11 protein-coding genes and 1 pseudogene are annotated in these 13,683 nt (G+C 45.0%); 2 read left to right on the top strand and 10 right to left on the bottom strand.

Features of this window, described 5'->3' with window-relative positions:
* Positions 1–50: 50 nt before the first annotated feature.
* Positions 51–344 carry a hypothetical protein gene (locus tag QN079_RS05030; protein ID WP_005234725.1) on the bottom strand — a complete coding sequence of 98 codons (294 nt, stop codon included), beginning with the start codon at positions 342–344 and terminating at the stop codon, positions 51–53.
* A gap of 310 nt (positions 345–654) precedes the next feature.
* Here QN079_RS05030 and QN079_RS05025 point away from each other — a divergent pair, with 310 nt between their 5' ends.
* Positions 655–1,110 carry a type II toxin-antitoxin system HicB family antitoxin gene (locus tag QN079_RS05025; protein ID WP_081116579.1) on the top strand — a complete coding sequence of 152 codons (456 nt, stop codon included), beginning with the start codon at positions 655–657 and terminating at the stop codon, positions 1,108–1,110.
* 162 nt (positions 1,111–1,272) lie between these two features.
* Here QN079_RS05025 and pepV read toward each other — a convergent pair whose 3' ends face one another.
* Complete coding sequence (gene pepV, locus QN079_RS05020; RefSeq protein ID WP_005225493.1) at positions 1,273–2,697, bottom strand: dipeptidase PepV; 1,425 nt, start codon at positions 2,695–2,697, stop codon at positions 1,273–1,275.
* A 159-nt stretch (positions 2,698–2,856) separates the two neighbouring features.
* Here pepV and QN079_RS05015 point away from each other — a divergent pair, with 159 nt between their 5' ends.
* The gene (locus QN079_RS05015) at positions 2,857–3,693 is read left to right on the top strand and encodes an NAD(P)H-hydrate dehydratase (RefSeq protein ID WP_034857687.1); all 837 of its coding nucleotides are present in this window, start codon (positions 2,857–2,859) and stop codon (positions 3,691–3,693) included.
* Between the two features lie 74 nt (positions 3,694–3,767).
* Here QN079_RS05015 and QN079_RS05010 read toward each other — a convergent pair whose 3' ends face one another.
* The 8 genes and pseudogenes from QN079_RS05010 to QN079_RS04975 form a co-directional block, all read right to left on the bottom strand.
* The gene (locus QN079_RS05010; RefSeq protein ID WP_225000974.1) at positions 3,768–5,822 is read right to left on the bottom strand and encodes a beta-galactosidase; all 2,055 of its coding nucleotides are present in this window, start codon (positions 5,820–5,822) and stop codon (positions 3,768–3,770) included.
* A 1-nt stretch (position 5,823) separates the two neighbouring features.
* Positions 5,824–8,055 (bottom strand): alpha-galactosidase, encoded by a 2,232-nt coding sequence (locus QN079_RS05005; protein WP_289230479.1) that lies wholly within the window; start codon positions 8,053–8,055, stop codon positions 5,824–5,826.
* Between the two features lie 8 nt (positions 8,056–8,063).
* A pseudogene (locus tag QN079_RS05000) lies at positions 8,064–8,531 on the bottom strand (hypothetical protein).
* 52 nt (positions 8,532–8,583) lie between these two features.
* Positions 8,584–9,918 (bottom strand): PTS sugar transporter subunit IIC, encoded by a 1,335-nt coding sequence (locus QN079_RS04995; protein ID WP_005234719.1) that lies wholly within the window; start codon positions 9,916–9,918, stop codon positions 8,584–8,586.
* A gap of 100 nt (positions 9,919–10,018) precedes the next feature.
* Positions 10,019–11,053 carry a LacI family DNA-binding transcriptional regulator gene (locus tag QN079_RS04990; RefSeq protein WP_289230478.1) on the bottom strand — a complete coding sequence of 345 codons (1,035 nt, stop codon included), beginning with the start codon at positions 11,051–11,053 and terminating at the stop codon, positions 10,019–10,021.
* A 141-nt stretch (positions 11,054–11,194) separates the two neighbouring features.
* Positions 11,195–11,797, bottom strand: coding sequence for a hypothetical protein (locus QN079_RS04985; protein WP_005225485.1), 603 nt, complete (start codon positions 11,795–11,797; stop codon positions 11,195–11,197).
* A complete protein-coding gene (locus QN079_RS04980) occupies positions 11,794–12,654 on the bottom strand; it encodes a carbohydrate ABC transporter permease (protein ID WP_289230477.1) in 861 nt (286 codons plus the stop codon). The genes QN079_RS04985 and QN079_RS04980 overlap by 4 nt, the downstream gene beginning before the upstream one ends.
* Complete coding sequence (locus tag QN079_RS04975) at positions 12,654–13,565, bottom strand: carbohydrate ABC transporter permease (RefSeq protein ID WP_005234717.1); 912 nt, start codon at positions 13,563–13,565, stop codon at positions 12,654–12,656. The genes QN079_RS04980 and QN079_RS04975 overlap by 1 nt, the downstream gene beginning before the upstream one ends.
* Positions 13,566–13,683: the final 118 nt, after the last annotated feature.

Genomic DNA, 13,683 nt, shown 5'->3' with positions numbered 1-13,683 from the left:
TTTTTTGCTACTTCGAGCAATATTCTCGAAAGCAGCTGCTTCACAGTTGGTTACAACAGATTTCTTTTCGCCATTTCTGCGCGATACAGTTCATAGACCGCATCACTTTGCTTTGCATGGCTGCGGTAAAAGAGCCCATAAGAGAAAATCGCTTGGAAATTGCTTCCTTGATTTGCTCGTGCTACAGCGTGGTACAAATTCGCCAACTGCTGATCAGACATCTTCCCGCTTTTGATTCGTTTGGCAACTGCTTTTTGGGAAAGGGTAAATAAAATCGTCGTAAATACTTGATAAACCACCCAAATCGCCAGAATAACCAAAATAAATTTCACTAAATCAGGCATCACTTTTCAACTCCTTACAAAAAGTAAATCATTCGGATGATTTGATGTCAATAACAAAATATAACATTTTCATTAATAATAGACACAAAGATTTTTAAATTACCACAAAAGATGATGTTCTTTCAATCATCAGAATTTCTGAATTGATACTCTCCTCTTAAAAAAATATTGCCTATTGTTCAGTATTTATGACACTGGTACAATAAAAAAGCAACAACTCTTGCTTAAGACTACTAGGTACTAGTGAAAAATAAGAGCGCTACCATTGCAATCAGATCTGTAGAGAATCGCGAAAAAGGAGTTGTACACTATGTTAGCAAGTTACCCTGCATTGTTTTATTACACCGATACAGACGAAAGCGAAGTGAAGTATTTTATTTCTTTTCCTGATTTTCCTGAGCAAGTCGGCACTCAAGGCTTAGACATCGCCGATGCTTTATTCATGGCATCCGATTGGCTCGGAATCGTTTTGGCAGATTGTATTGAAAATAATCGGGAGATTCCGCTCTCTACCCCCATTAATTGTTTATCACTGGAAGCGAATAATCCGTTTATAGACGATTTAGATTTTGAATTCGATTACGACAAAGAAAAATCATTTCTATCGATGGTCCTTGTTGATGTTTCAGAATATTTAGAGAATCAAACCTTCGTCGAGAAAAAACTGGCGATTCCTCAATGGGCGGATAAACTAGGACGAACTATGCATTTAGATTTTTCAGAAATCCTCACTGACGCAATCCTAAAGAAAAAATGTAAAGACTAATTGCTTCTACACCTCATCACTATGAGGTGTTTTTTACTACTCATCCCCCTGTTCCATACTAAAAAAGTGCGGCATTCTCTCACATGAAAAAGATACGAGAATGCCGCACGAAACGTTCAATTGTATTTATTTAGCGAGTGAACAGACCCAATCAATCTCTCTTTATTTCGCCAAACGGTAGATAGCATCTGCATAGATCACCGCTGCGTTGAATAGGTCATCCAAGCTCATGAATTCATTGGCTTGGTGCATGGTGTCAACATAGCCAGGGAACATTGCGCCATAAGCAACGCCGCGTTTCAATAGACGGCCGTATGTGCCGCCGCCGATGATTTGTTCGAAGCCTTTTTCGCCAGTATGTTCTTCATAAACCGCCAATAAAGTTTCTACCAATGGATCATCTGCTGGCACGTAGTGAGGTTCCATGTTGCGGTCATTGCGGGTAACGGTTGCCCCTTCCATACCGACGGTGCGTTCCACACCGATTTCAAGTCCTTCCGCAGTTACGCCTTTAGGATAACGGAAGTTCAATGCGATAAAGTTGTCTGCTTGCGTTCCTGCTTGGTTCGCTTTAAAAGCAAATAAACCAGCATTCATAGTCAATTTACCCATTTTTTCATCTTCGTACGCCACACCTAATTTTTCACCGTAGAAATCTTCATGGACATAGGCTGCTGCTGCATGGATGAATTGTTTTGCGCCGCCGCCAAAGGCATAGTTATCTAAGAAGACTGCTAAGAAAGTCCCCGCATTGATTCCTGATTGTGGGCTGGCACCATGAGCACCTTTACCGACTAATTCGATCGTCACTTGTTCATTTTCTGTTTCAATCGTCCCCGTCACTGGATTGGCTTCAACGTAATCGAAAAAGGCTTTTTCGATCGCTAATGCTTCTTCTGTTGATGGAGCAATGAAGCTTGCTGTTGCCGTTCCTGGTACCATATTTTCTCGCAAGCCAGCAGTAAAGCTTTGCAGCGTGAAGTCTCCTTCATTGTTGCCTTGGAAATGGATCCCTAATGTCACATTTCCTTTTTCTCCATTAATGATTGGGAAATTGGCATCTGGTGAGAAGCCAAAATCAGGCTTTTCTTCATGCTCAAAGTAGTAATCCATATCTGCCCAGCCGCTTTCTTCATCAGAACCAACGACAAAACGGATTTTTTTCGATAATGGCAAGCCCAATTCTTTGATGATCTTCATCCCATAATAGGCAGCCATTGAAGGACCTTTATCATCAGAAGAACCACGAGCATAGATTTTGTTGTCATTGATGACTGGATCATAAGGATCGGTTGACCAGCCGTCACCTGCAGGAACAACATCCATGTGGCCGAAGATCCCTAATGTTTCGTCTCCTTCACCAAATTCGATGTGACCAGCGTAGTTATCGACGTTTTTGACTGTGAAGCCATCACGTTCGCCATAAGCTAGCATGTGTAGCAACGCATCACGAGGTCCAGGACCAAATGGCGCATCCGCAGTCGCTTTATCATCTTCTCTTTCACTTTTCACTTTCAATAGATCAATCAAGTCGTTCAGCAAATCGTCTTTGCGGGCTTCGACCTCTTTTTTCCAATCGATTGTCATAGTGTTCCCTCCATTTCTGTTCTCGCTATTTATGATAACACTCTTAAACCAAAAAAGGAAAAAAAATTGCGCCTTTTTCCATGGGTCTTTTCTATGAAATTTCTAGGAAACAGGTATAATAAATATAACTCGATTTTGATTAACGAAAGGAGTCATTGCATGGAGCAACTTGATTCTGCAATTTTATCCAAAGTGATCCAACAGCGCCCGACAAAAAGCCACAAAGGCACTTTTGGCCGAGCCGTTTTAGTAGGGGGCAACCGCCAATTCGGTGGGGCGATCTTAATGGCTGCGCAAGCCTGTGTGTATGGGGGAACTGGTTTGACCACCGTGATCTCCGATGGCGTCAACCGAACCGCCCTGCACGCCCGCTTGCCTGAAGCGATGTTTGTCGATTGGCAGCAAACAGAACTGATCGATACGGTCACCGAATCGGCGGACGTCCTACTGATTGGTCCTGGATTAGGCGAAGGAAAAAGCAATTTTGATCTGCTGCAGCGGATCGTTTCTGCCCAAAAAGAACACCAATGGTTGGTGATCGATGGTTCGGCGATCAATTTGGCTGCCAAATATCCGCTGATCATCCCCTTTCCTGAACAAGTCGTCTTCACGCCGCATCAGATGGAATGGCAACGGCTCAGCGGACTGGCAATTGCCGACCAGACAGAAGAAAACAACCAGCAAGCCCAACAAAAACTCGGAAGTCTGGTAGTCTTAAAAAGCCATCGCACACAAATTTACGGCAGCAACATCGCCCAAAATCCCCTCGGAACACCCGCAATGGCGACTGGTGGGATGGGTGATACGCTGGCAGGCATGATCACCAGCTTTTTGGCACAGTTTGAAAAAACAGAGGAAACGATCCAAGCGGCTGTCTATCTCCATAGCCTGATTGGCGAAGCATTGGCAAAAGAGCACTATGTCGTTTTGCCGACACAAATCAGTGCCGCATTGCCTCAATGGATGAAAAAGCACCAAGCATCCGATCCAGAATGATTTCTGATAAACCATTCATCAAAAAAACGTCCCTTTCTGCATTTGTCGAAAGGGACGTTTTTTCCAATGGTCAGCTAATTGTTAAAATAAACCACTCGCACTTCATACGGCGCCAAGGTTGCTGTTTGAGGGACTGCTTGATTGGTCTCTAAATCAACGACTTCTTTGATCAAGTGTAGTGTCTGCTCTTTCTCAGAAAAATTCATGATGAAAAAGTACGTTCGTTCTGGACTGATCCTGCCTTGGATCGAGACTGCAGGATTGGCATGCGCGATCCTTTCCTCTGCCAAGGACAGCTCACGGACCAAAGAGGCATAAAACTGTTCGAAAAAGTCATAGTTGGTGCGAGCCGCCAGATAGTAGGCGGTGCCGGCACCAAAGGTATGTTTGGTGATCGCAGGTGTTCCTTGGTAAAAATCCGCTTGATACTCCCCTAGTACCTCCGCTGTTTCGGCTTCGATGATTGCAGAATAGTCCCGTGTTTCAAAGGGCTGTCCTTGAAAAACCAACTGATTGTGTTCAGTGTCAAAAAGAGTTTCCAGCTCCAACACGTTGATGCCTAATAATGCTCGCAACGGCTGTGGCAAGCCCCCCAGATACAACAAGTCGGTTTCATTGACCATGCCGCTAAAGTAACTGGAAATCAAGGTACCACCGGCTTGTGTATACTGGCAAAGTTTTGCCATCGTCTCTGATGTCATCAAGTAAAGCATTGGAGCGATCACCAACTGATAGTCAGAAAAATCTTGCTCTGGCGTCAAAATATCGACAGCGATGTCTTGTTCCCAGAAATAACGATAATGCTCCTGCAACGTTTGCGGATACCGTCTGGTTGGTCGACCAAACCCGCCGCCTCGCTTCAATGCCCAGTTGCTTTCCCAGTCAAAAAGGATCGCCACTGCTTTTTTTCTTGTGGTTCCTTGAATCTCTTTGATTTTTTCCAAGCGCTTGCCGTAAGCCGCAACTTCTTTGAAGACCCGATTCTCCGTGGAATCATCATGTCCCACGACTGCTCCATGGAATTTTTCTGAATTGCCGCGGGATTGGCGCCATTGAAAATACAAGGTACTATCTGAGCCGTGAGCGATCTGCTGCATGGCACTCAACTGATGGACACCAGGCTTTTTCGCTTTATTAAAGGAATGCCAGTTAACAAAACTCGGCGTGCATTCCATCACTAAAAAGGGCTGTTTCTTCAATGACCAGTATTGATCATGTACATAGGCGGATTTCATCGCTGTCGCTGCCAAGGATTCAAAGTTGTTGTTCCAATCAGGGTAACTATCCCAGCTAACGATGTCCACATGACGAGCGAACTTGCTGTAGTCAATGCCTTCTAAAGGAATAAAATCTTGGGTAGCATGTCCTTCCGCCATAAAATTCGTCGTCACAGGAATGTCCGGTGTCAGCTGACGGATCGGCGCACATTCATGCAAATAAAAATCGATCGTCCTATCTGTGACAAATCGTTTCCAATCAAGATCCATGCCATGCACTTTGTGTTCCCCTAAAGGTGAAGGCGGTAAAACCTGCGACCAATCAGAGTACGTACCGCCCCAAAAAGAAGTCCACCAGGCATGATTCAACGTGGCTAAATCACCATATTTTTTTTGCAGCCAGCTGCGCCAGTTTTCCTGACAATAGGAGCAAAAGCATTCCCCAGAGTACTCATTGGAAATATGCCACATGGCTAATGCCGGATGCTTGCCGTACCGTTTTGCCAACTGCTGATTGATTTGCGTCACCTTTTCCCGATAGATCGGTGAAGAGTAACAGTGATTGTGGCGAAACCCATGGGTATGTTTTTGCCCTTGGGCGTTGGTCCGATTGACTTCGGGATACTTTTGGCTCAGCCATTGAGGACGCCCACCGCTAGGAGTGGCCAAAATGACTTTGCCGCCGATGCCATGGATCTGATCAAACACACGATCCAACCAGTCAAACTGATAAACGCCTTCTTGCGGCTCTAAGGCACTCCAAGCAAACACCCCTAATGTGACAGTGTTGACATGGGCTTGCTGCATATAAGCAAGGTCCTTTTGCAAGATTTCTGGATAAGCCAGCCATTGATCGGGGTTGTAATCCCCGCCATGCATAAACTGCTGATCAAACAATTGATTGCTCATCATTCTACTCCTTTTTAGCTTGTAACTGGTAGACAAATGATTGAAAATCGCCAGTGACTTGCGCTGTTCCATGGTTGACGGCATTAAACTGATAGGGTTTACGCAACCCTAATTGCCTTAACAGCTGACCAGAGACAGTTTCGCCATTGACCTGATACACCTGTTGGGCATTAAGAAAGGCTGCGGGCAAAAAGTCTTCCGCCGTCGGATTGGCTTGTGCCAACACGCGAAAGAAAGCAATCAATGCTTCTTCGTTTTGCGGATCATACACTGCCCAAGTCGTTTCATTGGCATGGTCCAACTGCTGCAGCTGGTAAAAAGTGCCAAAGGTCAGCAATTGCCGCTGTTTTTTATAAAAGACGATTTGGGATTTGATTGCCTGCTTTTCAGCGTCAGACAAATGAAAGAGATCGAGTTCATACCCCAAAGGCCCAAACATTGCGACGGTTTGCCGAAAGTCTAAAGACGTTGCCCGGCCGACTTGGTGGTTTGGTGCCGCCGACACGTGATTGCTGAAGGAGGACAAAGGATACCCTAACAACGTTCCGCTTTGGATGGCTAAACGTTCCACTGCATCACTATCATCACTAGGCCAAATCTGCGGACTGTAAAATAAGATCCCTAAATCGTATCTGCCCCCGCCGCCAGCACAGCCTTCAATCAAAAGGGTCGGAAACGCCGCTAAGATTTTTTCATATAAGCGATAAAGACCTAAAATGTAGCGATGATAAAACTCCGTCTGAGAAATTCCCTGTTCCGCTAAATAGGGAGAGTAAGCTTCCGTGATATTGCGGTTCATATCCCATTTGATGTAATCCAGCTTGGTTTCAAGGATCACTTTTTGCATCGCTTCGAAAATCGCCTCGACCACTGCTGGATTGGCAAAATCCAACACGTATTGCCCGCGCCCCACAGAGATCCGCTCATAAGGATGCTTGACTACCCACTCAGGGTGCTCTTGGTACAACTGACTATCTGGCGAAACCATTTCTGGTTCAAACCAAATCCCCAGTTGCAGCTGCATGGCATGAATTTTCTCAGCAAAAGAACCGATTCCTTTTGGAAATTTGGCAGGGTCCGCCACCCAATCGCCTAATGAACTGCGGTCGTCGTTGCGTTTTCCAAACCAACCATCATCCAGCACAAAGCACTCCATCCCTAACGCCTTGCTTTCTAGGGCTAAGGTCAACAGCTTTTCTTCATTAAAATCAAAATAAGTCGCTTCCCAATTATTAAAGACGATCGGCCGCTGCCGCTTTTGCCAATAAGGGGCAATCACATGCTTTTCGATAAATTGGGCGGATTCTTGACTCAAGCCATTCAGACCAGCAGCGGTGAAGGTGAAGAGGCATTCTGGGGCTTCAAAAGTTTCTCCTTGTGAAAGCTGCCAGCTGAAATGCTCAGGATGTATCCCCAACATCAATCGAACGTTGTCCCACTCATCCATTTCCGCTTGCGCTAAAAAGTTGCCAGAATAAATCAGGTTGGCACCATAGACGTGACCAGTGTCATTGGTGGCTTGCTGTTCTTTTAAGGCGACAAAAGGATTGTGCTGATGACCAGACGCTCCTTTTAACGAGCCGACACTGATCGTCCCTTGGGTCAAAGGGACCGTCTTGATATGCCGTTCTTTCAGCCATGCGCCTGAAAGATGCAGCAGTTCAAAATCGCGATTTTTCAGCTCCAAGACACCACTCAAAAAGCGCTGGATGGTTCTCGGCTTGCTCCCCGTATTGGTCAGTGTTTGCTGCCGCGTGATGGTTCCTGATCCTTTGAAGATCGTATAGGTGAGCGCCATTTCCAGCTGTCGCTCTTGATCTACTAATTCAAAGACGATGCTTTGGCTTTCATCGGCAGAAGCAAAGCTGGCTGGTTGCGCCAGCTTTCGTTCTTTGCCCTCAAAACAGTGAAAAGCCACAAGTTTAAAATCAACATAAAGAGGGGTTTCTTCCTCAAAAACCGACACTGCCCCTTCTCGAAAATCAGAAGTCCCATACGTTGGCAATTCTTGAAAACGGTCCGCCAAAGTAAAAAGATTGTCTGCTTCAAAAAATTTGACGGTTCCTGCCGATTTATTCTCTTTTTTCTCAAGGTACGCTTGATCAAACGGCGCCAGTGTGCCTAGAGATGGCCCAAAATAGACATGACCCAGTTGCTGATTTGGTAACACATTTATGATATAACTGATTTTTTCATTGTATAAGTGAAAGAGTTGTTCATTCCTAATTTCTATCATTGCTATCCTCAATTTTCCTCATTTTTTTCATTTGTCCCTGCTCGTTGACAAGCTGCTTCAAGATAACGCAAGCGTTTTTTGACGCCGCGATTGAAAAAGAATTTGTAAAACAGCGCCGCCAGCATAAAACTTTAGGTTGTTTTCTGCTGCTCAAAACGGCTTTGTTCCGAATACGTGACTTGCAGCTTCCCTTTTCGTCCTGGTGCAAAACTGTACCGTTGATCGATCACTCCTTCTTCATGGGTCGTACGAAGCCACAGCTCATCCGCGGCAATTTTTTTGACCGTCATGACGGCAGGTACCAACCGCGGGGCGGTTTTGGTTTGGATCATCGTTTCAATACGGCAGCCTTCCCCGAACGGTTCTTGGGCTTGTTTGGCTAGAAAGAATTTCTCTTGTTCCGCCAATAACACACGGGAAAAGTCCGTAGGTGTGGTATTCATTTGATAACTGCAAGACAATGTATCGGTTCTCATCACAAATTCCTTTCTAAAGGGTGCGCTATTGCATTCCTTTCCGTTTCTGGGCTTATCTTTCTTCTACTCTTTGATTGATCATTTCAGATGCCGCTTGTTCATTTAATGCCGCTTCTGCTTTTTCTTCTTTCAAGTACCCGCGATCCATTACGATCAAGAATGGCACCCAAATCAAGGTCATTACGGCAACCGTCACTAACTGTAAGATTGCGCCGGCAACAGAACCCGTGCCTAACCAACCAGATAAGAAAACAGGGGTCGTCCAAACCACCGTTGCTCCAATTGGTCGTGGCACCAAGCCTGCGGCGATCGCAAAGTAAGAAATCGTCGTACTGGCTAATGGCGCTAAGATCCATGGGACAAAAGCGATCGGGTTCAAGACGATCGGCAAACCAAAGGTCATCGGTTCAGATACGTTGAAAACAGATGGAGCGATCACCGTCTTCATTAATTTTTTCATCCGAATCGAACGAGCGATAAAGAATGCCATCGTAATCGAGATCCCCAGCTGCATTCCTTGATTGACGAACACGCCCATAAACGTAGTGTTAATGATATGGGGCAATTGTTCCGCCCCTGCTTTGTAAGCTTCATAGTTTTCGATCGCTAACGCATTCATGATTGGATCGATCACCGCATTGACCACTAGTGTTCCGTGAATCCCAAACCACCAGAAGAATTGGGTGAACAAGACGGCGATCAGTACTGCTGGCAACGTACCGCCTAAGCCCATTAATGGTTTTTGCAAAATCTCATAAACGAAATCAACGGCATTGCCCCATGAAGTAAAGGTGAACAAGTAGCGAATCAAATTGAAAAGGAACAACGGTGCCGCACCAGGAATGATGGCGACAAAGGATTCTGCGATCATTGGCGGAACCGAATCTGGCATTTTGATCGTCAGCCCAGCCGCACTGATTTTGCAATAGATCTGCGTAGCGATAATGGCCGTGATGATTCCGACAAACATTCCCTCAGCCCCTAATTTCGACAAGGGGATCACTGTACCTAACTCTTCGGATGAGCCAAAAGGCAGCAGCATCAAAAACGAAGACAGTGAGATGGCACCCGCAAATAATTTGGCTTGTCCATACTTGCCAGCCAACTGATAGCCGATCCCAAAAACAACGAAAATAGCGGTGATACTCATGGTTGCATTTCCGATAGGACCAAAAAAGTCGTTTAGAAACGTGATGAATCCCTCTGGAAGTTTTTCCGAGAGTCCGAAAGTAGCAGGCAGATTTTGAATAATAATCATAATTGACGCAAACATTGTTGCAGGAAAAGCGACCATAAACCCATCACGAAGACTTAACAAGTATTTGTTGTTGGCAATGATCTGAGCAAAAGGCACCATCTTTTCGGCTAATTTATCAATAAACTTCATTTCGTTTTCTCCTTTATTTTCAACTGTAAACGTTTACTACAATCAGTATAGTTGTTTAGTTAATGTTTACACAACCCCTAAAATAAAAAAAGATCAGACGTCACTGATCTTTTTCGGCAATCGATTCTCTAATGATCAATTCACTGCCACAAACGACGCGAACAGGCATCGTTCGCACCCCAAGGATTTTATTTTTCGCTAATTCGACACTCATCTGCCCCATCTCTTCAGCTTTCATCTTGACGGAAGACAGTGCGGGCGTCATAAATTGCGCCATTTCGATATCATCAAAACTAACGACTGACACATCTTTAGGAATCGATAGCCCCGCTTCAGCGAGTGCCTTGTAAACCCCGACAGCCATAGGATCGCTGGCAACGACGATCGCTGTGGGGCGAGGATTCATTTGCGCGATCTGCTGACCAAAATGCAAACCAGTCTCTGGTGACCATTTCCCCTGCAGCACGGTTGTGAACTTTTCCAATTTATTGAGCAGCATCCATTGGCGGTAGTTTTCTGCTCGAATCTCTTGTTCATCGTAAACGACTTCGCCAGAAATCGTCACTCGGCTGGCAACACCGCCCACAAAGGCAATATTCTCATGGCCCTTCTCTTTTAACAACGTGAGGATCTGGTGAGTCTTTTGGGCAAAATCGGTTTGGATGCAATCGTAGCTGGGTGCTTCACTATAATTATCCACCAGGATAATATTGGCATTTTGCTGACTGATCTCTGCCAAAGCATCGCTGGTCATCTCTCCAATAATAATGACTGCGCCATACTTCGCCAATTGTACCAAATCTTTTTGAGGCTCCCGCATGGAAAAGGCCCGAATCGTTTTTAAGCGCCACTTCGCCGCTTCCTTTTCGATCCCCTTGCGGATCATCATAAAATACGGATCGTTTCTTTCCGACTCTCGATCGTGGCGGGTAATGATGGCAATCGTGTTTTGGTCGCCGACTTCACGGGAATGGGGTTGATTTTTTTCTTTTGAATAATTCATTTGGTTGGCGATCTCAATGACTCGCTGACGCGTGTGTTCATTGATACTGAAGGTTTCATCATTGTTAAGGATTCTAGAAACACTTGCTACCGACACCCCGGCTAATTTCGCGATATCTCTCATACTTGCCATAGCTGCACCTCATCTGTTTACTGTTTACTAAATTTACATTCAGCATAGGCATAATTTTTGACCCTGTCAACCTTCTTTTCACAAAAAAACCGAAACTCCTTAGCTTTTCACTAAGGAAGTTTCGGGATACCCATTTGTTTTCTATTTGAGCGCTTGGTCACAGAGCACGACATTGACCAAATACAAGGTGCTGATCCCTAAGACCAATAAGTAGACAGGACCAAACAGCAAAAAGGTCAAGACAAGCGTCACTGTTGCTAAAAGATGCGCCAGTACTCGTTTGGGTGAACGAGCAAACTGATAAAAACTATAAAACAATGAGCTGGGCTGCTGCGGATAGGTGTGAAGCAGCCTCGTTTGATAAAGTAAGACCAAGCAAAACAAGCCAAAGGTGAACGCTAACGCGTAACTAGCGATCTGAAACAGCGGGTGCTGCAAACGGCTAAAGATAAAGCTGTCCGCCAAAAGCAGCAGGAAGAATAGACTGAGCAAACGGTCTTGCCCTTTTCTTGTTGTCCACTGTTGATGAAATGCCTGCTGAAAACGAGCTTTGCTGCTTGCCTCCAAGCCATCGTTACGCAGTTCCGTCAACGTCTCGATCAATGCTCGACTAGCGGTGGTACTCGTGATCAAAGGCAAGGAATACAACAGCCACATGCCTTGTAAAACCAGTAAATGCGGAAGCCAGTTGATGCCAGTCAACAGCGCTTGGTTTAAGCGTTGCGGGGTAACTTTTGTTCTCATCCTTTGGAACCTCTCGTCAGATCCATTCCCTCAATAAAGTAACGTTGAGCGAGGAAGAACAGCAAGATCGTCGGCAATAGCACAAGCGTTGCTCCTGCCATCAAGTAGTTCCACTGGGTCGTTGATTGGTTTTGGAAAACTTGCAGGCCAATCTGCAGCGTGTACTTTTCTTGGTTTTGAATATACAGTAATGGTCCTAAGAAATCATTCCACGCCCCATTGAAGGAGTTGATGGCAATCGTGATCAGCGCGGGTTTCGTCAATGGGATCATTAGATGGCTCCAAATATAAAGATGATTGGCGCCATCGATCTTAGCGGCTTCGATCAATTCATTGTTGACGGACAAGTAAAACTGCCGCATCAAGAAAATGTTAAAGGCGTTGCCGAAAAACGCTGGAACGATCAGCGGCAGATAGGTGCCGACCCAGCCGATTTTGGAAAACAAGACATATTGCGGGATCATCGTCACAAAGCCAGGAATCATCATGGTAGACAAGACGAGGGCAAAGATCAGATTTTTTCCTGGAAAGGCCAATTTTGCAAACCCATAAGCAATGAAGGAATTTGATAAGACATTCCCGAAGACTACTAAGACAGTAATGAATAAGGTGTTTTTTGCATACTGCCAAAAAGGAAAGGCGTTGATGGTCTCCAAATAATTGCCAAGATTGATTTCTTCTGGGAAAAAGGTCGGCGGGTAACGCACGATCTCCTCCATCGGTTTCAATGACGTAAAGACCATCCACAGCAAAGGAATCAGCAGCACGATCCCGATGATCGACATCACCACATAGCTGATGATTTTCTTGACTCGCTGTTGGCTTGATTTGCTTCGCGTTTTTGTCGTCATTTCCATTAGCTGCCACCTCCGGTATAGTGAACCCAGCGTGGTGCCAGCTTGAGATTGATAAAGGTCAAGACTAAGACGATCAAGAACAAGATCATCGACATTGCCATCGCATAACCCATATCAAAGGCAACAAATGCTTTGTTCCACATATGCAAATTATAGAATAGCAGCGAATTCGCCGGACCGCCGGTACCATTTTTGGTCATCACGTATGCTTCTTGGAAAATTTGAAAAGAACCGATCGTTGAAGTAATCACATCATAGAAGATGATCGGCGTGATCAAAGGAATCGTAATATTTTTGAATTTCGCCCAAACCCCCGCTCCATCGATCTCAGCCGATTCGTACAGCGTCGGCGAAATATTTTGCAAAGTAGCTAGATACAAGAGCATCGCGCCCCCTGAACTCCAAATCTTCATCAAAATCAACGCTGGTTTCGTCCATTCTGGATCAAACAGCCATGCCGGACCTTTGATATTGAACCAGCTCAAGAAGGTATTGATCAATCCTGCGGAAGGAGATAATAATTGCATCCATAAGACGTAGACGGCAACCCCTGAAAGGATCGCTGGTAAGTAAAAGGTCGTTCGGAAAAAACTGATTCCGCGGATTTTTTGATTCAGTAAAGTGGCTAGAAAAACACTGAATAACGTTGTTAAGGGAACATTGAAGAGTACAAAATACGCCGTGTTATAAAGAGATTTCCAAAACAGGGTATCTTGCGTAAACATGCGGGTAAAGTTCTTAAAGCCGATAAAATTCATTTTTGAAGTCAGATTGTAATCGGTAAAGCTTCCTACGAAGGAAAACAGCATGGGCCCTAACATAAACACCACGAACCCAAGCAAAAATGGTGCTACGAAGAAGTAGCCCCAAAGAGCTTCTTGCCGTTTACTTTTTGAACGCTTCTTTGGCATTCCTTCCACTCCATTCTATTTTTACTCATTGTTTGTTCAAGAAAACATGTCCGCTTCGCAAAGCAGAAAGCAAAGCCCAGTCTGCTAACCGACTGGACTTTCCTTCTTTTTTTAAAAA

Origin of the sequence: Enterococcus sp. FZMF, assembly GCF_030263915.1 — a bacterium.
Classification (GTDB): Bacteria; Bacillota; Bacilli; order Lactobacillales; family Enterococcaceae; genus Enterococcus_D; species Enterococcus_D casseliflavus.
The sequence above is the reverse complement of the archived record's forward strand: the minus strand, read 5'-3'. Positions and strand labels throughout refer to the sequence as shown.